The sequence below is a fragment of the Psychrobacillus psychrodurans genome, assembly GCF_050209195.1.
Classification (GTDB): Bacteria; Bacillota; Bacilli; order Bacillales_A; family Planococcaceae; genus Psychrobacillus; species Psychrobacillus psychrodurans.
The window spans coordinates 2,807,880-2,830,684 of record NZ_CP189791.1 but is presented as its reverse complement, the minus strand read 5'-3'; the positions used below and the strand labels follow the sequence as shown (position 1 = coordinate 2,830,684).

The 22,805-nt window shown below is 36.2% G+C and carries 22 protein-coding genes; 19 read left to right on the top strand and 3 right to left on the bottom strand.

What is annotated here, in order from left to right; genetic code table 11:
• The first annotated feature begins 69 nt into the window (after positions 1-69).
• The 16 genes from ACQCPR_RS13865 to ACQCPR_RS13790 all read left to right on the top strand — a co-directional run bounded on the left by ACQCPR_RS13865 (position 70) and on the right by ACQCPR_RS13790 (position 18,107).
• Positions 70-1,209, top strand: coding sequence for a YibE/F family protein (locus ACQCPR_RS13865; protein ID WP_427137285.1), 1,140 nt, complete (start codon positions 70-72; stop codon positions 1,207-1,209).
• Positions 1,206-1,970: a YibE/F family protein gene (locus ACQCPR_RS13860; RefSeq protein WP_427137284.1), complete on the top strand. Its 765-nt coding sequence runs from the start codon at positions 1,206-1,208 to the stop codon at positions 1,968-1,970. The genes ACQCPR_RS13865 and ACQCPR_RS13860 overlap by 4 nt, the downstream gene beginning before the upstream one ends.
• A gap of 348 nt (positions 1,971-2,318) precedes the next feature.
• A complete protein-coding gene (locus ACQCPR_RS13855) occupies positions 2,319-3,389 on the top strand; it encodes an iron-siderophore ABC transporter substrate-binding protein (RefSeq protein WP_427137283.1) in 1,071 nt (356 codons plus the stop codon).
• Positions 3,382-4,422: a FecCD family ABC transporter permease gene (locus tag ACQCPR_RS13850; RefSeq protein WP_090566915.1), complete on the top strand. Its 1,041-nt coding sequence runs from the start codon at positions 3,382-3,384 to the stop codon at positions 4,420-4,422. Before ACQCPR_RS13855 ends, ACQCPR_RS13850 begins: the two co-directional genes overlap by 8 nt.
• Positions 4,419-5,456 (top strand): FecCD family ABC transporter permease, encoded by a 1,038-nt coding sequence (locus ACQCPR_RS13845; protein WP_427137282.1) that lies wholly within the window; start codon positions 4,419-4,421, stop codon positions 5,454-5,456. Before ACQCPR_RS13850 ends, ACQCPR_RS13845 begins: the two co-directional genes overlap by 4 nt.
• Positions 5,456-6,259 (top strand): ABC transporter ATP-binding protein, encoded by an 804-nt coding sequence (locus ACQCPR_RS13840; RefSeq protein WP_090566921.1) that lies wholly within the window; start codon positions 5,456-5,458, stop codon positions 6,257-6,259. The genes ACQCPR_RS13845 and ACQCPR_RS13840 overlap by 1 nt, the downstream gene beginning before the upstream one ends.
• A gap of 453 nt (positions 6,260-6,712) precedes the next feature.
• Positions 6,713-7,114 carry a hypothetical protein gene (locus ACQCPR_RS13835; RefSeq protein ID WP_427137281.1) on the top strand — a complete coding sequence of 134 codons (402 nt, stop codon included), beginning with the start codon at positions 6,713-6,715 and terminating at the stop codon, positions 7,112-7,114.
• Between the two features lie 149 nt (positions 7,115-7,263).
• A complete protein-coding gene (locus ACQCPR_RS13830) occupies positions 7,264-7,644 on the top strand; it encodes a gamma-type small acid-soluble spore protein (RefSeq protein ID WP_090566928.1) in 381 nt (126 codons plus the stop codon).
• Positions 7,645-7,867: 223 nt separating this feature from the next.
• Positions 7,868-9,100 carry a serine/threonine transporter SstT gene (sstT, locus tag ACQCPR_RS13825; RefSeq protein WP_427137280.1) on the top strand — a complete coding sequence of 411 codons (1,233 nt, stop codon included), beginning with the start codon at positions 7,868-7,870 and terminating at the stop codon, positions 9,098-9,100.
• Positions 9,101-9,502: 402 nt separating this feature from the next.
• Positions 9,503-10,297, top strand: a complete 795-nt coding sequence (locus ACQCPR_RS13820; RefSeq protein WP_427137279.1) for an ABC transporter ATP-binding protein — start codon at positions 9,503-9,505, stop codon at positions 10,295-10,297.
• 82 nt (positions 10,298-10,379) lie between these two features.
• On the top strand, positions 10,380-11,435 hold the full coding sequence (locus ACQCPR_RS13815) for a FecCD family ABC transporter permease (protein ID WP_427137278.1): 1,056 nt from the start codon (positions 10,380-10,382) through the stop codon (positions 11,433-11,435).
• 38 nt (positions 11,436-11,473) lie between these two features.
• Entirely contained in the window at positions 11,474-12,469 is a 996-nt protein-coding gene (locus tag ACQCPR_RS13810; protein ID WP_427138951.1) for a FecCD family ABC transporter permease, read from the top strand.
• 364 nt (positions 12,470-12,833) lie between these two features.
• The gene (locus tag ACQCPR_RS13805; RefSeq protein ID WP_427137277.1) at positions 12,834-14,549 is read left to right on the top strand and encodes an ABC transporter ATP-binding protein; all 1,716 of its coding nucleotides are present in this window, start codon (positions 12,834-12,836) and stop codon (positions 14,547-14,549) included.
• A 237-nt stretch (positions 14,550-14,786) separates the two neighbouring features.
• Positions 14,787-16,382: an ABC transporter substrate-binding protein gene (locus ACQCPR_RS13800; protein ID WP_427137276.1), complete on the top strand. Its 1,596-nt coding sequence runs from the start codon at positions 14,787-14,789 to the stop codon at positions 16,380-16,382.
• 104 nt (positions 16,383-16,486) lie between these two features.
• Entirely contained in the window at positions 16,487-17,470 is a 984-nt protein-coding gene (locus ACQCPR_RS13795; protein ID WP_427137275.1) for an ABC transporter substrate-binding protein, read from the top strand.
• Between the two features lie 427 nt (positions 17,471-17,897).
• The gene (locus ACQCPR_RS13790) at positions 17,898-18,107 is read left to right on the top strand and encodes a hypothetical protein (protein ID WP_090566947.1); all 210 of its coding nucleotides are present in this window, start codon (positions 17,898-17,900) and stop codon (positions 18,105-18,107) included.
• Between the two features lie 85 nt (positions 18,108-18,192).
• On the opposite strand, the gene ACQCPR_RS13785 is transcribed toward ACQCPR_RS13790, so the two are convergent.
• The 3 genes from ACQCPR_RS13785 to ACQCPR_RS13775 form a co-directional block, all read right to left on the bottom strand.
• Complete coding sequence (locus tag ACQCPR_RS13785; RefSeq protein ID WP_340930259.1) at positions 18,193-18,486, bottom strand: spore coat protein; 294 nt, start codon at positions 18,484-18,486, stop codon at positions 18,193-18,195.
• 20 nt (positions 18,487-18,506) lie between these two features.
• Entirely contained in the window at positions 18,507-18,710 is a 204-nt protein-coding gene (locus tag ACQCPR_RS13780; protein ID WP_340930258.1) for a hypothetical protein, read from the bottom strand.
• 98 nt (positions 18,711-18,808) lie between these two features.
• A complete protein-coding gene (locus tag ACQCPR_RS13775; protein ID WP_340930256.1) occupies positions 18,809-19,084 on the bottom strand; it encodes a hypothetical protein in 276 nt (91 codons plus the stop codon).
• Positions 19,085-19,648: 564 nt separating this feature from the next.
• Here ACQCPR_RS13775 and ACQCPR_RS13770 point away from each other — a divergent pair.
• From ACQCPR_RS13770 to ACQCPR_RS13760, 3 genes are all read left to right on the top strand, one after another.
• Complete coding sequence (locus tag ACQCPR_RS13770) at positions 19,649-20,941, top strand: ABC transporter substrate-binding protein (RefSeq protein ID WP_090566958.1); 1,293 nt, start codon at positions 19,649-19,651, stop codon at positions 20,939-20,941.
• Between the two features lie 76 nt (positions 20,942-21,017).
• Complete coding sequence (locus ACQCPR_RS13765) at positions 21,018-21,965, top strand: carbohydrate ABC transporter permease (protein WP_093494941.1); 948 nt, start codon at positions 21,018-21,020, stop codon at positions 21,963-21,965.
• A 44-nt stretch (positions 21,966-22,009) separates the two neighbouring features.
• On the top strand, positions 22,010-22,804 hold the full coding sequence (locus ACQCPR_RS13760; protein ID WP_090567268.1) for a carbohydrate ABC transporter permease: 795 nt from the start codon (positions 22,010-22,012) through the stop codon (positions 22,802-22,804).
• The last annotated feature ends 1 nt before the right edge of the window (position 22,805 follow it).

Genomic DNA, 22,805 nt, shown 5'->3' with positions numbered 1-22,805 from the left:
TAATTCAAACAAACGTGAATGTTGTAATTTTCACGTTTGTTTCTTACACAGGGAACCGGAGGTCTATTCATGTATTTCTTTAGAAGCATATTTAAAAAGGTGAGCTTCAAGCAGAAAATCTTTTTTACTTTACTCCTATGTTGTTTTATAGGTTCAGTTATTTTTGTTTTTAATAACCACTCTTTCTATGAACGCCCACTAGCTAAGGTAGTAAAAACCACTATAGAAGATGTGGCGAAAGTAAATAGTATAAATGGTATTGAAGATAAATTATATACACAGCATATTATTGCTGAATTAAGAAATGGTGAGAATAAAGGCAAGGAGATTCACTTGATAAATGAATACTCCCAATCTAAAGCCTATGACCATGAGTTTCAAATTGGAAATGAATTATTTATTAAAATAGATGAGCAGATGGAAAAAGATTCGGAATTAACTGGGACCATTCTGGAAGTTAAGCGTGATAAATATTTGTTGCTAGTTGGATGGTTATTTATTTTTATATTGTTGATAGTAGGTAAAAAGCAGGGGCTATTTTCTTTCATTAGTTTAGCTTTTAATGCTGTAATATTATCATTTGCATTGGATATCTACATCCAAACCTCCAATCAAAGTCTATTGTGGATTTGCGGGATTAGTGTAATTATATTTACGGTTGTTTCTCTTTTACTAGCTAACGGCTTAAACGATAAAACCTATGCAGCGATTATAGCAACTTTGCTAGGAACTTTTATTTCACTGTTGATTACATACCTGGTTCTATTAATAACAGGAGAAAAGGGGCTTCGATATGAGGAAATGCAGTTTATCACCCGCCCATATCGGCTAGTTTTTATGGCAGGGCTGTTCCTCGGCTCTTTAGGGGCTGTGATGGATGTAGCTATTACCATGTCTTCTTCAATTTTCGGATTGTATGAGAAAAATAATGACATCACAGTAAAAGCACTTATAACTTCAGGAATGGAAATTGGAAAAGATATTATGGGTACGATGACTAATATTTTGTTTTTTGCCTATGTAAGTGGTTCGATTCCCACTCTTGTTTTGTATTTTAAGAACGCCGCTCCGTTTGGTTATACGCTTTCCCTAACTCTTTCGTTGGAATTGGCTCGTGCGTTAGCTGGAGGAATTGGAATTGTGTTAACCATTCCTATTGGTCTCTATACGACATTATTTTTCGTGAATAGAAAGAGGGCAAGACAATGAATGTATTAGTGCTACTGGCAGGGATACTACTCTTCTTGATGACCCTTATTGGAGGGAGAAAAGGAGTACGATCTTTTTTCGCTATATTTTTCAACTTTGGTGTCATCATGATCACGGTCGTTTTGATGAACGATCCGACTATTGATCCAGTGATATTAACAATAATTGCTTGTGTAGTAATTAGCTGTATCAATCTTTTCTATATTAATGGAGTGAACAGCAAAACAAAAACAGCTTTTCTCTCAACGATTATCTGTACCGTTATCTTACTTTTGTTTATTATCTATATAACTAACAAGGCAATGATCCAAGGATTCGGGGAAGAAGAAATAGGGGAACTTGGAATGTTCTCTTTATTAGTAGAAGTGGATTTTGTGAAAATTACTGTATCTGTAATTATTATGAGTACGATTGGTGCTATAACCGATACAGCCATAGCCGTTTCATCTCCTATGCGGGAAATCCATTTTCATCATCCGAACATTACCCGAAAAGATTTGTTTCTTTCGGGATTAAGTATTGGTAGAGATATATTAGGAACAAGTGCAAATACATTGTTTTTTGCCTTCTTTGGAGGTTATTTAGCATTACTTATATGGTTTAAAGATTTATCTTACTCTATAGGGGAAGTTGTGAATTCCAAGATCTTTAGTTCCGAAATGATTACAATCCTTTGTGCTGGAATTGGAGTAACACTGGTTATCCCAATTACCACGTGGATTACTGCATACTTTTTTGTGAGGAACAAAGAAAATAGCTAAGAATATTAGGTGAAAGTACCCTTATGAAGGGGATGTATTAAAATACAACATATTTAACCTCCAAACTATTCAGTTTGGAGGTTTTCTTTGTAGTCTTCCCTGTGTAAGAAACATTCGTGTTAATTCAAACAAACGTGAATGTTGTAATTTTCACGTTTGTTTCTTACACAGGGAACATTAAGTTTAAATTTTTCTAAAAGAATATATTGACATGTTAACCAAAAAACATTAAATTTAAATGAGAATGATAATCAATATTATTTCATTGTATATGAGTATATTTAAGCATTAATAGAAATTATACATTTTAATATAGTTGATAATTTTATAGAAGAGGAAGGGTTACATATGCAAAACAAAAAATCTTTTATACTAATGCTTGCAATGGCTATTTTCGCTATTTTAGTACTAGTAGGATGTTCAGATGAGTCATCAACTAAAGAGGTAGATAGCAAAGAGAAAGATACTTCAACTGAAACTGAAAAAGCAACTGAAACAGAATCACAATATCCGATCACTATTAAACACGCTTTAGGGGAAGCAGTGCTTGAAAGTAAACCAGAGCGTGTTGTAACGATACAATGGGCAAACCACGATATCGCTTTAGCACTTGGTGTTGTTCCTGTTGGTTTTTCAGCAGCAAACTTCGGTGTTCAAGATGATAGTGGTTTATTACCATGGACGAAAGAAAAGTTAGATGAACTTAAAGTTACAGAACCAAACGTTTTTCAAGATACGGATGGTCTAGATTTTGAAGCCATTTCAGATGCAAAGCCAGACGTAATTCTTGCTGCATACTCAGGTATTACTCCAGAAGATTATGAAACATTAACACAAATTGCACCAGTTGTAGCTTATCCAACTTCACCATGGACAACTACTTGGCGTGAACAGGTTGAATTTAATGCAGCAGGAATGGGAATGAAAGAAGAAGGCGAACAATTAATTAAAGACACAGAAAACTTAGTTGCTGAAAAATTAAAAGCTTATCCACAAATCGAAGGCAAAAAAGTAGTATGGGTTAACTTCTCAGCGCAAGATTTATCACAATTACACATTTATACACCAGTTGATTCACGTGTAGCGTTTTTAGAGGAATTAGGGCTAACAATTCCTGAAAGCATTTCATCATTAATTACGGATCCAAAAAGCTACTCATTAAATTTAAGTACAGAAAATGTGGAAGCTTTGTTTGATGCAGATATCATCGTTGGATATGGTGATGAGGAATTATACAATACAATTAAAGCGGATCCTTTACTTGGGAAAATTCCTGCAGTTGAAAGAGGTTCTGTAGCGTTTATTACAAGTGATACTCCATTGGTAGCAGCTGGAACTCCAAATCCACTTTCTATCGCATATACAATTGACGAGTACCTAGAACTAATCGGAGGAGCTATAGACAAAATCAATGAATAGCACCACTGATTCCAAGAAGAAGCGATTAGATTTACATTTTCCAAAGCATTTTACGATAATTTTGGTAATTGCGATTATATTGCTAGTTGTTAGTATCATTACCTCGCTAATGTTAGGGGCACGGGTTGTAAGTTACCAAGAGTTAATGGATGGCTTATTTTATACAAACCAAGATTCATATGGCGCAAACGTAGTGCGCAAACGAATTTCCCGTACTATTTTTAGTTTATGTTGCGGTGTTGCCTTAGGAATTGCAGGAGTGCTGATGCAAGCAGTTACGCGCAACCCATTAGCTGACCCTAGTATTCTAGGGGTAAATACAGGGGCAACCTTATTCGTAGTATGTGGTATAACATTTTTCAATATCACAACAGCGGGGGAATATATTTGGTTAGCTTTAATCGGAGCGAGCATTACAGCAGTTTTCGTTTTTGGAATAGGTTCAATGGGGCGTGGTGGTGCTACGCCTATAAAGTTACTATTAGCAGGGGCTGCAACAAGTGCAGCTCTTTCTTCACTTGTAACCGCAATTATCATTCCAAGCGCCTATGCCCAAGATCAGTTTAGATTTTGGCAAGTGGGAAGTGTTGGGTCGGGAAACTGGGATTCCATCAAGATTTTTATCCCGTTTTTAATCGTTGGACTCTTCATCGCGTTTCTTTCAGCACCTGCTTTGAATGCTTTAGCCTTAGGGGACGATGTGGCAACTAGTTTAGGTATACGACCTGGTGTACTTCGTTTTTTTGCGATTGTTGCTGGTGTTGTTTTATGTGGGACTGCTACTGCATTAGCAGGTCCAATCGGATTTATAGGTCTCTTGGCAACTCATGCTATGCGTTTTGTCATCGGGCCGGATTTACGCTTCTTAATACCTATGTCAGCACTAGCAGGAGCAATTATTTTAACGTTCTCTGATGTTGTTGGTCGACTTATAGCTAGTCCCGGAGAGCTCGAAGTTGGTATTCTTACAGCGTTTATTGGTGCACCAATACTCATCATTTTAGCTAAGAAATCGAAAGTGCGGTCATTATGAAAAATCAATCTGTTGAAGTTAATTTTATTATGGAAGGTATGCGTCGGAGAAAACGACGATGGCTTTTTGTTACGACGCTCCTCGTCATTTTAGCAGGAGTGCTTTGCTGTGCAATGCTGTTGCTTGGCAATACAATTTATCCAATACATATTGTTGTCCGCTCCCTATTAGGAGAAGAGATTTCGGGAGCCAATTTTGCGGTGAATACTATTCGGCTTCCTAGAATGTTAGCAGGGGTATTTGCTGGGTTTGCTTTCGGTGTTGCAGGATATGTTTTTCAAACGATGCTTCGAAATCCTTTGGCAAATCCAAATATTTTAGGGATTACTTCTGGTTCTAGTGTAGCAGCGGTATTTTGTATTACTGTTCTTCATTCGAGTAATTCAGTGACATCTATTGCAGCAGTTATAGGCGGTTTACTTACTGTTATTGCTATGTATTTATTAGCCCGTGGTGGAGCATTTTCTATTGGTCGTATAATCATTATTGGGATTGGTATTCAAGCGATGTTAGATGCCGTCATTTCTTTTTTATTGCTTAAGAGTGCTCAACAAGATATTGCAGGAGCTATTAGATGGCTCGGTGGTAGTTTGAATGGCTCTAAAATGAGCGAGTTACCTCCATTAATATTAGTTGTCTTGCTCTTCACACCTGTAATTATTATATTTGGGAAGCAATTAAGTATTCTAGAGCTCGGTGAGCAAATGGCTTCTTCTCTTGGAGTTTCGACCGATAGAATGCGTATTATTTTAATAGTAAGTTCAGTTTTTATGATTGCTATTGCAACAGCAACAACGGGACCAATTGCCTTTGTATCATTTTTAGCGGGACCAATCGCAAATCGACTAGTTGGTGTTAGCTCATCTAATATTCTTCCAGCAGGGTTAGTAGGGGTCAATCTTGTCTTATTTGCGGATCTTATTGGGCAATTTGCATTTGAATATAGATTTCCTGTAGGTGTTATAACTGGATTGCTAGGGGCTCCGTATTTAATATATTTACTAATCCGTATGAACCGAAAAGGGGAATTGTAATGGGGAACACACACAGTTTTCGAGCCGATAAATTGTTTTCTGGCTATGACAATAAAACAATTATTCAAGGAATTGACCTTGAAATACCTAAAAATAAAATTAGTGTAATTATTGGTGCAAATGGTTGTGGAAAATCTACTCTTCTTAAAACGGTGGCTAAGCTAATTAAGCCTTCAGAAGGTGATGTTACGCTCGATGGTAAAGCTATAAACAAATATCCACCTAAGCAATTAGCACGTATTTTAGGTATACTTCCACAATCACCTGTTGTTCCAGAAGGGATTACTGTAGCCGATTTAGTTGGAAGAGGACGGTTTCCACACCAATCCTTGTTTAGTGGGTGGTCGAAGAAGGATTATGAGGCAGTAGAGGAAGCAATGGAGTTTATGAATATTACTGAGTTTGCTAATCATGACATCGATGAGCTATCCGGTGGTCAAAGGCAGCGCGTTTGGATTGCCATGGCGCTTGCACAGCAAACGGATATTTTACTCCTTGATGAACCAACCACGTTTCTAGATATCACATATCAAGTAGAAATTTTAGATTTACTTACTAGTCTTAATCGGAAGTATGGTACTACCATAGTTATGGTACTTCATGATATCAATCTATCTGCTCGTTATGCAGATTATATATTCGCACTTCATAAAGGTGAGCTTGTTGCAGAGGGAAAACCATCAGATGTCATAACAACTGACTTGGTAAAATCGATTTTTGACTTGAATTGTGTTGTGATACAAGATCCAATCTCAGATACACCTCTAGTTATACCAAAAGGTCGCTATCATGTGAAAAGTTAATAAAAGTAAGAAGACCAGTTGAACTAACTACTGGTCTTTTTTTATATGCGGGAACGAACTAGTGTAAAAAACAATTATTTAGTAAGTAAGTCAATTTCATAATTACTTGTTTCATTTAAAAATACGAATGTTTACTTAATATCGCAAATATATTATTCGTTTTTTTTAGCGATCCCGTTGATTGGAGTGGCACGCGACGAGTAACCGCAGGAGCATATGTTTTCCTAGTGACGAGGAGATTGAAGCCGTGGCAGCTGAAAGAGTCCGCCTAGAGCGGAAATCAGCGTTGTTCCGATTTAACTATATAATATTCTTTATGAAAGTGATTCAAGTAAAACTAAATTGAATTGACGCTTTTAATGGTTGTCATATACAATAATAAATGAAAGTGATAATCATTATCATTTGTTTGTTTGCAAACTGAGAAAACCAAAAACGAGGGAGGAACCTCTAGTGAATGAAAATTTTATAATACTAGAAATGTTTAAACAAGAAGTATTCTGTTGCTGTCCGGGACAGAAACACCAACATATGATTGAGTTCCATCAAGGTGATGTTTGGACAATAACAAATGAGCAGAAGTTCGATGATGTTCTAGGATGGCATTTTCTAGTGGCCGTTAATAGGGAGTTTCAATTTCTAATTCAAGTGGATGATATTGAGAAACTGTTTAGCGAAGGTAGAATTTGCTCCATCTTGGACTTGGAACTAAAAATTATTCATTTGAATTATCAAGTGAATAAAGCGCTCGATGAACATGATAAGGAGTCATTTAGTTTATATGCAAATGAACTCAGCAACGCTAAGAAAGTCATCGATAATGGATATTTCACTGTAGGTATACAAGCTTTTTAAATAAAAGAATTAATGAATACTCGTCTAAATATTATGAGTAAAATATAAAAAAATATGTACTTTTAAACAACTAGATCCGAACGTCTCCAACAATTGCTAATAATAATTATCTCCATTTTGGCAATCATAATTCTTGGAGGTGAAGGAAAATGGCAAATAACAATAACAACAAGCTTCCAAATGAAGCTCAAACAAATGCACAAGAAGTTAGAAAACAAAACGCACAATCTGCTCAAAAAGCTCAACAAAACGGACAAGGTGCATCGCAAAACATGTTTAATGAATTTGGTTCGGAATTTGGCGTATCAATTGAACGTCAAACAAATGTCCAAGAAGTTAAACAACAAAATGCTCAAGCAAATCAAAAAGCACAACAAAATGGACAAGGTGCATCTCAAAACTTGTCTAGTGAATTTGGTTCAGAATTTGGCGTATCAATTGAACGTCAAACAAATGCTCAAGAAGTGAAACAACAAAATGCTCAAGCTAATCGTAAAGCACAACAAAACGCTAACAACTTTAAGAAATAACAATTAGAGTTTAAAAACGCTGGGAGTTAAAATCCCCAGTGTTTTTTATTTGGACTGGTAATAAGAATGCTAAATTATTTCTAACAAAAAATAACAATGCAAAATTCTAAAAATTTGTGCTAAAATAAAATATCAGTTTAATTAAAGTTAAAATAAGTATATATTATTTGACTGGGAGAAATTGATATTTTCATTTTTTATCAAAAATTTGGGGGAAAGTATCATGAAAAACTTATTAGTTAAATGGAATCAAGTAAGCCTTGTAAAAAGGATTGTTATCGGTATTATTATCGGTGCGATCTTAGCTTTAACTGTTCCAAGTGGTGCAAGTTGGATTTCCATTTTGGGGTCTTTGTTTGTAGGTGCATTAAAGGCAGTTGCGCCAGTATTAGTATTATTTATAGTAATGCATGCGATTGCTGTACATAAGAGTGGTAAGAAGACGAATATGAAATCTATTCTTGGGCTGTATGCTCTTGGGACATTCCTAGCTGGGGCTGTCGCTGTAGTTGCAAGTTTTCTGTTTCCAATTACTCTAACACTGACAGCTGGCGTAGAAGATCTAACTCCACCTGAAGGTATTGCTGAAGTTATTGAAACGCTGCTATTTAATCTAGTTGCGAATCCAATTGATGCAATAGTTAATGCTAATTATCTAGGGATATTAATATGGGCAGTCGTTCTTGGACTTGCGTTAAAAAATGCAAATCAACAGACAAAAGACATGTTGGGTAATTTTTCAGATGCAATCACAAAAGTGGTACAATGGGTGATTAATTTAGCGCCGCTTGGTATTATGGGGCTTGTATTCGATGCTATTGTAACTAGCGGTCTATCTGCTTTGCTTGATTATGGTAGGTTAATATTAATATTAGTAGGGTGTATGCTGTTTATCGCACTTGTAGTGAATCCATTAATCGTATTCTTCTATACACGAAAAAATCCTTATCCAATTGTTTTTATGGTTTTAAGAGAAAGTGGTATTACGGCATTCTTTACACGCAGTTCCGCTGCAAACATCCCAGTAAATATGAAAATATGTGAAAAACTTGGCTTAGATGAGGATACTTATGGAGTTTCAATTCCTCTTGGTGCTACTATTAATATGGCTGGTGCAGCAGTTACTATTGCAGTGCTGACTCTTGCAACAGTAAACACGCTAGGTATTGAAGTTGACTTCTTTACTTCACTGATTCTTGTAGTTGTTGCAGCTGTCTCAGCAGCAGGTGCATCGGGTGTTGCAGGTGGATCACTTTTACTTATCCCATTAGCATGTAATTTATTTGGTGTTCCAAATGATATTGCGATGCAGGTAGTTGGTGTTGGTTTTATCATTGGTGTAATTCAAGATTCTTGTGAAACTGCATTGAATTCATCTTCTGACGTATTGTTCACGGCTACCGCGGAGTATGCTAAAGAGCGTAAAGAAGGTAAAGTAGTTACGATGAATTCTTAGGATCTACGAAACTAGTAGGAAAACGATAAAATCTAATTATTTGTCCTAATGTCCATAAAACTATTAATTTGATTGATTGTGATCATTAAATTTTAAAGCCACGATTACCGAAGATGATTCGGTAATCGTGGCTTTTTTGGTGTAATAATATATCCGTCTGGTTGATGACGTTATTTAATGAAATATATTCTTATATTGACATTTCCTCCTAAAATATCTAGTATTATAAAGTGAAATTGATAATCATTATCAATTATTGCTAATTTTTTTTTTTCTATTTCCTGATACATATTATTTTTATTTAACAGGATATATACGAATAGAAATTATTGAGTAGAGGATAGTAAGTTCCAGATATAACTAAAAATTAGTTGAGAAAGTCAGAGAAAGGAAGATCTATATATGACAGTGTTGAATATAGACCATGTAGCTATTGGTTATTCAAACTCACTTATTGTTGAGGATTTAAGTGTAACTATTCCTAAAGGAAAAATAACAACTATTATTGGACCAAATGGATGTGGCAAATCCACATTATTAAAAGCTATTTCCAGGTTGTTAAAAACTCAAGGCGGTAATGTATACCTTGATGGGCGAGCAATTCATCAGCTTCCAACGAAGGAGGTGGCAAAACGAATGGCGATTTTGCCACAATCCGCTAATGCACCAGGTGGTTTAACAGTATTTGAATTGGTTTCATACGGTAGGTTCCCACATCAAAACGGCTTTGGCAATTTAAAAAAAGAAGACTATGAGCATATTCATTGGGCAATAGGTGTAACGGGGTTGGATGAGTTTAAGGATCGTCCTGTTGAAGCATTATCAGGTGGACAAAGGCAGCGAGTTTGGATTGCGATGGCCCTTGCACAGGGGACTGAAATACTCATTCTTGATGAGCCGACAACCTATTTGGACTTAGCACATCAGCTAGATGTTTTGTTGCTTTTACAAAAACTAAATGAAGAGGAGGGCCGAACAATTGTAATGGTCCTTCATGACTTAAATCACGCTTCACGTTTCTCAGACTATATGATTGCAATGAAGAAAGGCTCATTAATAGAGGAGGGAAGTCCTGAAGAAGTCATGACTCGCCTAAATTTACAGCGTGTGTTTAATATCGATGCAAGCATGGCGACATGTCCTTTTAGTAATAATCCTATATGTCTATCCTACCAACTCTATCAGAAGAGTGAATGATTGCTTATTCCGCTAAGAGGAATAGAAGAAGGTATGATGGCATAAAACAAAAAGTTATATTTTAGGATAAAGGAGGGAAAGTATGACTACTTTAACTGAAGGATCTGCAGATATAGAAAAATTAGAAGAAATTAAAAAACATTCACATCCCCTAATAGCAATTTTTATTTTATTTGGAGGTATGGCTGCTTTAATAATTGCAATTGCCCTATCTATATCTTTTGGTGCAGCTGATATTAAATTAGTTACTGTCTGGACGGCCGTGTTTAATTTCAATCCAGAAATTACGGCACATCAAATTATAAGAGATATACGTATGCCACGTGTTCTAGGTGCTGCGATAGTTGGATCGTCCTTTGCGGTAGCAGGTGCCTTAATGCAAGGAATGACGAGAAATCCACTAGCTGACTCGGGTCTTTTAGGTTTAAATGCAGGAGCTTCATTTATGCTTGCTTTGTGTTTTGCATTTCTTCCGGGTCTTCCTTATATGTATTTAATCATGTACTCCTTTTTAGGTGCTGGTCTCGGTGTTATCATTGTTTACGGTGTAGGTTCCTTGTCACGTGGAGGTTTAACACCTATGCGCCTGGTACTTGCTGGTGCAGCTGTTAGCGCATTGTTAGGTGCTCTTAGTGAAGGTATTGCTCTGCATTTTAAAATAGGTCAAGATCTAGCATTTTGGTATGCAGGAGGGGTATCAGGAACTAAGTGGATTAATCTTCAAATTATGTCCCCATGGATTATTGTTGCGATGCTCGGTGCTGTGATGTTATCTCGATCTATTACTTTGTTAAGTCTTGGCGAAGAGGTGGCTATAGGTCTCGGTCAGCGAATAAAAACTATTAAGGTGCTTGGTATGATTATAGTTTTAGTTTTGGCGGGAGCTGCTGTATCAGTAGTAGGTGCAGTAGGTTTTGTAGGGTTAATAGTACCTCACCTTACCCGATTTTTAATAGGACATGATTACCGCTGGATTATTCCTTGCTCGATTGTCCTTGGAGGTCTTTTAGTTGTATTAGCAGATTTAGCAGCAAGAATGATTAATCCTCCTTATGAGACACCGATTGGTGCATTGATAGCATTAATCGGAGTTCCATTCTTCCTTTATCTTGCTAGAAAAGGAGGTAAAGAACTTTGAAAGAACGGACATATATGACAGATAGCCAGCGGAAAACAATGAAGAAAAACCTTTTTATAATCAGTCTTCTTTTTATGCTTATAGTTATAGCTTTTATAATTAGTATGAATACAGGGTTTATAAGATTATCCCCAATTGAAGTCATCCAAACTTTGTTTGGATATGGAAATGAGAAACAGCATCTTATTCTTTTTGAATTTCGATTGCCGAGAATAATAATTTCTGTACTGGTTGGTATGGGACTAGCTGTATCTGGATGTGTTTTACAAGGGATCTCTCGTAATTCCTTGGCTGATCCTGGAATACTAGGGATTAATGCAGGGGCGGGGCTAACTGTTATACTTTTTATCTCTTTTTTTCCATCTACTGCTGCTGCACCAGTATTTTTACTTCCAGTCTTGGCATTCTTGGGTGCAGGAATAACAGCAACCATAATTTATACACTAGCATATAAACGTAATGAAGGAATTTCTCCTATGAGGCTAATACTCACTGGAGTAGCGGTTGCCGCAGGTATAAGTTCTGCAATGATAGTTTTAACACTTCGTCTAAGCCCAGAGAATTATCATTTTGTAGCTACTTGGTTAGCTGGCAGTATCTGGGGGTCAAATTGGATGTATGTCCTTTCTGTGCTGCCATGGATTATAGTTTTAATCCCATTTGTATTTTCAAAGGCAAGAGTACTAAATATATTGAATTTAGGAGATTTAGCTGCTACTGGGCTAGGAGCATCCATTGAAAAAGAGCGACGTATATTGCTAGCTTCAGCAGTTGGATTAGCAGGAGCAAGTGTATCCATCAGTGGGGGAATAGGTTTCGTCGGATTAATAGGACCGCATCTGGCCCGTCAATTAGTTGGATCTAGACATCAATATTTAATACCAGCTTCAGCGTTGACTGGAGGTCTTTTGGTTCTTATTGCTGATACTATAGGACGTTGGATATTGCAACCTTCCGAGATTCCAGCAGGAATTATAGTTGCAGTTATAGGGGCACCTTATTTCCTTTATTTACTCTCCAAATTAAAAGACTAAAGAACAGAATAGAATAACTTAGTTTTATTTTTTGTTATAAACAGATTGGAATTATTTGTATTGACTTCCGCTATCACAGTTGATAATATTGAAAATGAAAATCATTATCAATTAGAGGGAGATATATAATAAAATATAGTAATTGTTGAATGCTCGTGATACTATCTGCCATTTTATTATTGAGCGAAAAACCTGTCGGTGCTACGAAGGTCGACCTCTAGAATATACATAATTATTAATTTAAAACTTAAATTAGAGGCTGACTCTGCGTCTACATAGATGTCAGAAATAGTCTCTTTTTTTGTAGACTGACTTATCAAAATATCAATTTCAAAATAAATATCATAGAGGAATGTGATAGGCATTGTTAAAACGTTTTTTTTCTTACTATCAACCATATAAAAGTCTATTCATTCTAGACTTTTCCTGTGCAATCATCGCTGCTGTTTTGGAGCTTGCTTTTCCGCTTGCTGTTAACCGCGTAGTGGATGATCTATTGCCAAGTTCAAATTGGAATTGGATTCTGTGGGGGTGTATTTCGTTATTTGGGATATATATTATTAGTGCGGTACTTCATTATGTTGTCACTTTTTGGGGACACAAACTGGGGATTAATATTGAGACTGATATGCGTAAAGAGCTATTCACACATGTCCAGAGATTGTCGTTCGGTTTTTTTGATAACAATAAAACAGGTCATTTAGTTTCTAGAATGACGAATGATTTAATGGATATCGGTGAAATTGCGCACCATGGACCTGAAGATTTATTTATCGCAATTATGACACTTACGGGTGCATTTGCTTTAATGTTCTCCATAAACTCGCAATTAGCCGTCCTTACCTTCGTTATTGTTCCACTAATTATTTGTTTATCCTTGTATTTCAGTAAAAAGATGACTGTAGCATTCAAACGCTTTTTTGCGGATATAGCTAATTTTAATGCACGTGTAGAAAATAATGTTAGTGGAATGCGAGTTGTTCAAGCCTTTGCTAATGAAGAGCATGAAATTGCTCAGTTTAATGAAAGCAATAGTCGTTTTCGTAAGTCTAAATTAGTAGCCTATAGAATTATGGCATGGAATTCATCCGTTAGCTATATTCTTATGAAAGTTGTCACTTTGTTCGTTTTACTATGTGGGACTTGGTTCGTTATTAATAAGCAAATGACATACGGAGAGTTTATTGCATTTGTTCTCTTATCAAATGTATTTTTAGGACCTATTCAACAAATTAATGCTGTAATTGAAATGTATCCAAAAGGAATTGCTGGATTTAAGCGTTATGTTGAAATGCTTGAAACAGAACCAGATGTAGCGGATGCCCCTGATGCAAGTGATGTTAAGCATTTAAAAGGAAATATAAAGTACAGAGATGTGTCGTTTAGCTATGAAGGGAAAGAGAATGTCTTAGATAACATCAACTTAACGATTCGTGCAGGTGAAACAATAGCTCTTGTTGGACCGTCTGGTGCAGGAAAAACTACTATTTGTAGCTTGTTACCCCGCTTTTATGATATTAACAGCGGTTCGTTAACAATTGATGGTATTGAAATTAAACAAATGACACTTAAATCTCTTCGGTCTCAAATTGGAATTGTGCAACAGGATGTTTATCTATTTGATGGAACCATTCGAGAAAATATTGCTTATGGTAATTTGGATGCTTCTGAAGATGAGATATGGGAAGCAGCAAAAAGAGCCCAGTTAGAAGACATTATTCTTTCTCAAACAGAGGGGATGAATACATTGATCGGAGAGCGCGGAGTTAAACTGTCTGGAGGACAAAAACAACGCCTTTCAATTGCTCGTATGTTTCTTAAAAATCCATCTATTCTTATTTTAGATGAAGCGACATCTGCACTTGATACTGAAACAGAGGTAGCGATTCAACATGCTTTATCTGAATTATCTCAAGGGCGTACAACACTTGTTATAGCACATCGTTTAGCAACGATTAAAAATGCAGATCGCATAGTGGTTGTAACTGAGAATGGGATTGTGGAACAAGGGAATCATGATGAGTTATTAGCAGTGAAAGGAGCTTATAAAAGACTTCACCTAGCTCAGTTTGGGGTTTAATAGGAAAAAGAAATAGAGAGTAAGGGAAAAATACAATGGAAGAGCATGACGTAATGTTTGTTGGACTCTTTAGTGTGGCTAGTGGGAGATATAAGGCACAGGAACGATACATTATTAACTCGCTATAGTAATAATCCAAATTAAAAAATAGGTCACTATCCATATGTTAGTGGTAGTGACCTATTTTATACTTTTAAATTCCTAATAATCTATTGCAAAGCTGAGAGGAGTATAACCTTGATCAATAACACATTAGAAAAAATACAATTACTACCCCATACATTTTATATACCTATAAGTTTAAACAGTATAAATGAATTCATGGACAGCAATTTGGAAGAAATCGATCCTCTCCCTAAAATTCTAATCGTATTTGGTGGGAGCGGAATAGTTAGTCTAAATGAAAAACAACATGCAGTATCACGTGGTAGTATATTACTTTGTGATTCCTTCTCGGTACTAGAGTATCAACAAAAGTCCTGTACTACATCTCCTCTTCAGGCTATTTTAATAGGTTATCGTTGCATAACTACAGATGGTTCCCAGCCTCAGACAATAGAGAGTTATCAGCCAATTAAACAGACAGCCAAAATCATTAGGCTGGCAAAAGAATTTGAAAACGCCTGGAAGTACCGAAGTAGTAGAGGACCATTCTATATACAACAGATGTTCATTGAACTCTTAACCGAAATACATGGAGAGTTAATAGAAAATAAACAGTCCATTAGTACATGGATGGATCAAGTAATAAGTTACATCGATACTCACTATGAAGAGGATTTGAGTCGAGAAGAGATGGCTACCCTTGTACAGGTAAGCCCAGAGCATTTATCCCGTGCTTTTCGTAAGAGCACAGGTCGAACGTTTAGTGAATATCTCTCCTTAATAAGAATTCGGGAATCTCAAAAAAGACTATTATATGAGATGCCTAAATTAGATGATTTAGCACAGCAGGTCGGCTACAAAGAAGGCACCTATTTAAGTAGAAAATTCAAGCAAGTGGTCGGTCTTTCTCCGACTTCTTATCACAAAAAGCGCAAGAGAGTAGTAACGCTTAATACCAATCATACTGCAAGTTTATTAGCGTTAGGTATTACACCTGAACTTGGTGTGTACTCCACCTGGATGGAGAGTGTTAATCCAGTGAAAACGGAGCAAAAGTTAAATATATGGAAAAATAGTGAAGCATTAATATATGAGAAAATCGCTGCTGTTAATCCTGATTTAATTCTCGATTATAAAACAACAAAAGAAAACAAATCTTTGTTATCATTGGCTCCAATGGTTACCCTTCCTTTTATGGAAATGAGCTGGCGAGAACAATTTCGGCTTATAGCTGATATTGTGGAAAGACAGCAGCAAGCGGAGGAATGGCTTAGGGATTACGATAGAATGGTATGGAATTTTAATCAGAAACTAGATTGTCAGCTTGGAGAACGAGGGACAGCTGTTGTATGGGAAATTGGGACAAACTCGGCTTTCTGTATTAATAGTAGCCATGGTAGAGGTAGTCAAATCATATATGAAGATTTAGGATTTAGTTTACCGATCACACTACTAAATCACGGTATAGGAAATCGGGGCTACATTGAGGTGGAAATCGAAGCTATTAAAGATTATCCCGCTGATTACGTTTTTATCACAGGAATGCCTCTAAATATAGAGGGAATAGAGCGTATGAACCGCCTATTTCAGTCATACTCATGGATGAGCATGGAAGCATTCAAACAAAATCATGTTTATTTGATAGATAAATCAGATATATTCTTCGGCTATGACCCGTTATCCTCCCGTGCACAGATACACGAATTGATGAGATTATTGACATCATAAAAATGTATGGCAAGAGATTACTTTAGTGCATAGACACTATTGTAAAGACAACTTACAATTATGTATGAGAATGATTATCAATAATAGATGTGGAGGTTTTGAAGTTGAGTTTAAATAAAGACGTTTATAAAAAGAAAAAGATAGGGTTAATTTCTATTTTTCTACTTTTAGTATTACTTCTTTCCGCTTGCGGAAAGACGACAACAGCTGTAGATATTAATAAAGAAGAAACTACCGAAAATACAGGTATTACCAAGGATGACAAAATGAAAAAGATTTCCACAGTAAATGGAGAGATTGAAATTCCTGTTAATCCCCAACGTATAGTAGCAGAAGAATACTTAGGTAGTCTAATTGCATTAGATGTTATTCCGGTGGGTGCACCTGAACTTACGATCAACAATTATTATTTCAAAGATGATCTTACAGGTGTTTCGGATACTGGGGTGTATGGAAAACCATCCGTTGAAAATATCCTTGCCCTTAGTCCAGACCTTATTATTACAGCAAATGGTGACAACTACGAAATGCTAAGTAAAATAGCACCTACTATAGTTATTCCATATGGTGATTTAAAAGGAGTTCATGAAGAGCTAACTTATTTCGGAAACTTATTCGACAAACAAGAGGAAGCGGAAGCATGGCTACTAGATTACGATGACCAAATAGCGGATGCCAAGGCAAAAGTTGATGCTGCAATACCAGTAGATGCAAGCTTTTCTATTATGGAGGATGGCGGTAAGACAACATGGGTATATGGTGATAACTTCGGACGGGGTGGACAGCCAGTATATCAGGCTCTAGGACGTAAGCCACCTGCTAAGGTTGCGGATGAAATAATGGAGAAACAGTGGGCGGAAATTTCGGAGGAAATTATACCAGATTACTCTGGTGATTATATTATTATGACTTCTAACAATCGTACAGTTGAAGACTTTAAGGCAGATCCTGTCTGGGGAAGTCTTCCAGCAATTAAAAATAATCATTTCTATGTTTGGCCAGAAGAACGTTCATGGTATTATGATCCAATTGCAGTCCTTGCTCAGTTGGAAGAACTAACTACTTGGCTTACAAATCTTGAGAAATAGAGATGTAACTCTTGCATAGTAGCAAAAGCTTTTTACTATTCCTGCTACTGATAGTAAATCTCTGTGTGTGCGAGTAAGATATAATGAAATCAAATTCATATAAAAAAGCATTATCTCCAAAGAGATAATGCTTTTTTTCTAAAGAATTCTTTGTTCCTAAAGAACTCTTGCGGGTTTGGCACCCATTGATGTCGACTAATATAGTAATCAATAGTATGGATGTCAAATCGTATTTGTTGTTAGTAATCTAGTATAGCACAGATATTTACTATAAACAATATTTCTTTGGAAAGATTGTACAAGGATACTCCAAGTGGTGGTATAATAACACATTAAGGTGGATTTAAAATTCATAAATCTAATTGAACGGGAAGACTCTTAATGTTTCTTCCAGTACTTAAATAATTACACCATCGGAGGTGTCGAGTTGAATAAAAAATGGACGATAGATCAAATACGAGACTATGTTAGTAAAAATTCAGAATGTACTTTGCTTTCAAAAGAATATGTAGGGTATTCACAAAAGCTGCTATTCAAATGTTCATGTGGAACTAATTTTGAAAAAACATTAACGAAGTTTAAAGGCAGCAATCAGAAAAAATGTTCTAATTGTTTAGAACCAAGACCATCCCGTTAAATTTTGTGAGGGATAAAAAAGTCGCTCCACATTTGAGAAATCAGAGGTGGGGCGACTTTATATTTTCTGCGCTTTTAGGTAATTTCTATAACTGGTTATCGGGATGTAAGTTATTTTGCATAAGTTCCTGTACTTTGCCAACCTGTTCTTTAGAGGCAAGTTCGGTCTTGTACCATCCTTTATTTTCCATTATCTCAAAAAGTAGATAATGGTTTGAGCTCGCATTATCAAAAACTTGCTTATAAATTTCCCTTAGCTGCGGATGTTTAGTCTCTAATAAGGTGTTGCTGATGCTTCGGCAGCGTCCCTTCTCTAACTCCAAACAGAGCTGGAGCATTTCTCGGTCTGTTAAACCGCGTTCTGCGATATTATTTGGCATACTATATCCACCTTTTGCAATTATTGAATGTTGTTTGTTCGGTTAAAGTATTGGGATAGGTCCGCTATTTTTAACTGGTGTTTTTCTGCTATTTCTTCGAGTGTTGTTCTTAACTCCTGGTCTGTACATTGTGCTGCACACCAGTTCAACGTTTTTGCGGTTATCACCTCTGAACGGATTTCATCCTCCATAAATGCCAATTCTTTCATCGTTAGAACGGTCATCTTAATTCACCTCCAACCAGCATAATGTAAAGTTAGTATTGTTTGTATTGAGTTATTTTAACCTTTTACTATTCTGTTATTAGGAAAAAATAGAGAGATTAAGTTAGTCCATCCCTACATTGAAACTCATCATACTTCTTCATTTCAGCAATCGTTCCTTCCATTTCATCTAAATAATCAGCAAATTGCTGATCCTTATCCACTTCAATGAAACTTTGTTTATCAATAGAGTTAAGTAAAGCAATAATTGCTTTAAATTTTAGGTCATCTAAAGATGGTATTTCTGGTTTTCCTTGAATTTGACCGCTGACGACTAGCTCTTTATTGTCATTTTCCAAAATAAATCTAAATGTTTCTATAGGGTTCATCTCCAACTCAAATCCCTCCTTATATTATTAATATTTCCAAAATAGCTTTTTTTTACTCAAATAATGTTCTATTACTACTAGAGGTGGCACAGCTATTCAATCAAAAGGAGGTAGTTAAAATAGGTGCACAACTAGCATAGGAAAATAGTTTTTCACAAGAGTATAAAAAACAATGGACTTGGTTGTACATCTTCAAATTAGAAAATGCTTCAAGCACAGTGTCGAGTAGTTGGGGAAATAGGTTAACAATAATTGGTCTTATGGAATACAACATTACATATAGTAAAATAATATAGAAACCGGTTTATAAGAATTTTCTAAAAATTAATTGATTTTATTTTTAAAACGATTATAATGATAATTGAAAGCGCTTCATATTTTGGAAAACCTGGTTTATTAATTATTTTTTTTACTTTTATGGAAACCGGTTTCTATAGAAATATGAAGCAATACGACACCGAAGATGCAGATACTTGATGGACTAAATTAAAGATTGGAGGGCGTTTGGAGATAGGGTGGTTTTACTGGTATAAAAACTATTAAACTATTAAATTTCAGGGGGAAATCATAATGAAATTAAAAAAACTGCTAATCGCTTCACTATCCATTTTGTTCATATTTATCGTTGCAGCGTGTTCTTCTGATAATTCATCTGATGATTCAGATGAAGCGGGAGGAGATGGAGAAAAAATCACTTTAGATTTTTGGCTGTTTGGTGCTACCGGGTATGAGGAACTTGTCAAAGAGTATGAGAAACAAAATGAAAATATAAAAATTAAAATAAAAACTTCAGAAACAGCAGATCACCATAACAATTTATTTACAGCACTTTCTGCTGGTAGTGGTGCGCCGGATATAGCTGCACTTGAGCTTGACCAACTCGATCGCTTCCGCGATGCACAAGACCGCTTTGTCAATCTATATGATATGGGCGCGGATGATGTAAAAGGTGAATATTTGGACTGGAAATGGGAAATTGCAGAGAATGATGATGGCAAGTTCCTAATGGGTCTTCCAACTGATATCGGTCCTAAGGGTCTTTACTACAGACTAGATGTATTTGAAGAAGCAGGTTTACCAACAACTCCCGAAGAGGTTTCTGCTTTAATCGCAACTCCTGAAGATTTTAAGGAAGCTGCTATTCAAATTAAAGAAAAAACTGGTAAACCTATGGTTGCTAGTATGGAAATGATGTACCGAGCGCAGTTAGATGCGTTAGAGGAAAGTTATTTTGATAAGGAAGGTAACCTATTGATAGAAGAAAGTGGTAATGGAGTTAAAGAAGCGTATGACTTAGCTATCGAAATGAACGAACTTGGTTTGGTCGGAAATTATGCAATGTGGTCCGCTGAATGGGCAAGTGGAGTTGACAATGGAGACTTTGCAGTGGAATTAGGAGCTGCTTGGTTCAAAGGGTGGATGGAATCGAATGCTCCTGAAGCTACTGGAGAATTTAATATAGCTACATTACCGACTGAGTACAGCGGAAACTGGGGTGGCTCTTACATTTCTATCCCTAAAGAAACAAAACATGCAGAAGAAGCATATGAGTTTGTAAAATGGTTGGTTTCACCTGAAAACCAATTGGAATCCTTTAAGAGTAATGGTCTTTTCCCTTCTGCACCTGCTGTATATGATATGGCTGAATTTAAAGAAGCAAGCGATGATTATTTTGGTGGGCAGTCGACACAAACAGTATTTGCTGAATCTGCACAAAAGATTGGAAAGGTATACAAAGGGAAGGATTATACAAGCGTACACGATGAAATTCTTGCTGCTTTAGTTAACTCACAGGACGGAGCAGATGCAGAGAAAGAATGGACTGAAGCTATCAAACGTATTAAAACCAAACTAGATCGCTAAAGTTGAGAAAGTGAATGACATATTCGGCGGTTTTACCCGCCGAATATACTCTGTATGTAGGTAGGAGGACGAGTGTATGGTTTCTTTAGATGAAAAACATCAAAAAAGACGAAGGAAAGGTTTTTCATCGCAAGAGATGAAGGAGATGCTTTCGGGGTATTTATATATATCACCTTTTTTTATCATATTTGCGATTATTGGTCTCTATCCGGCAATATTTAGTTTAATCCTAGCATTTCAAAAATGGAATGGTATGGGAGAAATGGAGTTTGTCGGGTTAAGTAATTTTCAGGTAATACTAAGTGATCCGTTATTTTGGAAATCTGTTTACAATACAATTATTCTTGGATTAATGGGGACTGCTCCTCAACTTGTCATTGGGCTAATCTTGGCTTTTTTATTGAATCTGTCTTACTTACGTTTCAAAGCTTTTTTTAGAGTAACTATCTTTATGCCATATATTACTTCAATGGTAGCGGTTGCTTTAGTATTTAGTGTATTTTTTAGTAACAATGAAACGGCTTTAGTGAACTATATTATTGGTCTATTTGGATTTGACCCGGTCAGCTGGAAGACCTCTGAATGGGGAGCTAAAATAGCGATTTCGACAATGGTTTTTTGGCGCTGGCTTGGTTACAACACGATCATTTATTTAGCCGGTATGCAAAGCATTCCGAACGAACTATATGAAGCATCTAGAATTGATGGAGCGAGTATTTTCCAACAGCTTCGATATATTACGATTCCGTTACTGAAACCATTTATTATACTGACGGTATTCTTTTCGACAGTTGGAGCGATGCAATTATTTACGGAGCCAACTGTGTTTCTAGGTAATACTGCTTTTGCAAGAGATGAAGCAATGACAGTTGTTATGTATTTATATCGCGATGCGTTTAGGTTATCTTCCTTCGGGACGGCATCTGCAGCTGCTATTGTTCTGCTGTTATTCATCGTAGTTGCCTCTGCTTTTAATATGATGCTCACTAAAAGACTCGGTAAGGATGGGGGGAAACATGTGTGAAAAGTGATGTAGGAAGTAAAAAGTGGGGCATTGGACGTATTGGAATGTACTTGTTTTTAACGGTAATATCGCTCTTTTCGTTATTCCCTTTTTACTGGATGTTCGTTATGTCCACGAGTCATAGCTCTGCATACAATTCAATTCCCCCGGCGATGGTTCCAGGTGATCAGTTGAAAGAGAACTTCCAAAAAGTATTGGATATGATTCCGTTTTTTCAGTCCATGTTTAATACATTGATCGTCTGTCTTACTGTAACTATTGTTGTATTATTTATAAGTTCGTTAGCTGGATTTGCATTTTCAAAATTAAAGTTTCCAGGGAAGAATATTCTTTTCTTCGCTATATTATTCACTATTATAATTCCGCCTCAATTAGGATTAATACCGCAGTATTTATTAGTTGCGAAAGCGGGATTATTGGATCATTTATTTGCAGCGATGGTCTTGTTTTTCTTAAATCCTTTAGGAATATTTTTAATGAGACAATATGTAAGTGAATCTGTACCGGAAGAATTGATAGAAGCAGCAAGACTTGATGGTTGTTCTATATTCAGGATATATCGCAGTATTGTACTGCCTATCATTTTACCTGCTTTTGCAACGCTTGGAATTATTGTGTTTACCTCTGTTTGGGGAGAGTTCTTATGGCAATTTACGGTGCTTCGAGATCCTGAATCCTACACAATACAAGTTGCATTAGCATCATTGAATAATACATTTAAAGTAGATTTTGGTATGCTGCTGTCCGGTGTGTTCTGGGCTACGATACCATTGCTTATAGTGTTCTTACTGTTCAACAAACTGTTTATATCGAGTATTGCCGAGGGATCGGTTAAATAAT

Bases quoted from the DNA above. Each gene is read 5' to 3' on its own strand.
- ACQCPR_RS13865 (WP_427137285.1), top strand. From the start codon at position 70: ATGTATTTCTTTAGAAGCATATTTAAAAAGGTGAGCTTCAAGCAGAAA.
- ACQCPR_RS13860 (WP_427137284.1), top strand. From the start codon at position 1,206: ATGAATGTATTAGTGCTACTGGCAGGGATACTACTCTTCTTGATGACC.
- ACQCPR_RS13855 (WP_427137283.1), top strand. From the start codon at position 2,319: ATGCAAAACAAAAAATCTTTTATACTAATGCTTGCAATGGCTATTTTC.
- ACQCPR_RS13850 (WP_090566915.1), top strand. From the start codon at position 3,382: ATGAATAGCACCACTGATTCCAAGAAGAAGCGATTAGATTTACATTTT.
- ACQCPR_RS13845 (WP_427137282.1), top strand. From the start codon at position 4,419: ATGAAAAATCAATCTGTTGAAGTTAATTTTATTATGGAAGGTATGCGT.
- ACQCPR_RS13840 (WP_090566921.1), top strand. From the start codon at position 5,456: ATGGGGAACACACACAGTTTTCGAGCCGATAAATTGTTTTCTGGCTAT.
- ACQCPR_RS13830 (WP_090566928.1), top strand. From the start codon at position 7,264: ATGGCAAATAACAATAACAACAAGCTTCCAAATGAAGCTCAAACAAAT.
- sstT (WP_427137280.1), top strand. From the start codon at position 7,868: ATGAAAAACTTATTAGTTAAATGGAATCAAGTAAGCCTTGTAAAAAGG.
- ACQCPR_RS13820 (WP_427137279.1), top strand. From the start codon at position 9,503: ATGACAGTGTTGAATATAGACCATGTAGCTATTGGTTATTCAAACTCA.
- ACQCPR_RS13815 (WP_427137278.1), top strand. From the start codon at position 10,380: ATGACTACTTTAACTGAAGGATCTGCAGATATAGAAAAATTAGAAGAA.
- ACQCPR_RS13810 (WP_427138951.1), top strand. From the start codon at position 11,474: ATGAAGAAAAACCTTTTTATAATCAGTCTTCTTTTTATGCTTATAGTT.
- ACQCPR_RS13785 (WP_340930259.1), bottom strand. From the start codon at position 18,486: ATGCCAAATAATATCGCAGAACGCGGTTTAACAGACCGAGAAATGCTC.
- ACQCPR_RS13780 (WP_340930258.1), bottom strand. From the start codon at position 18,710: ATGACCGTTCTAACGATGAAAGAATTGGCATTTATGGAGGATGAAATC.
- ACQCPR_RS13770 (WP_090566958.1), top strand. From the start codon at position 19,649: ATGAAATTAAAAAAACTGCTAATCGCTTCACTATCCATTTTGTTCATA.
- ACQCPR_RS13765 (WP_093494941.1), top strand. From the start codon at position 21,018: ATGGTTTCTTTAGATGAAAAACATCAAAAAAGACGAAGGAAAGGTTTT.
- ACQCPR_RS13760 (WP_090567268.1), top strand. From the start codon at position 22,010: ATGTACTTGTTTTTAACGGTAATATCGCTCTTTTCGTTATTCCCTTTT.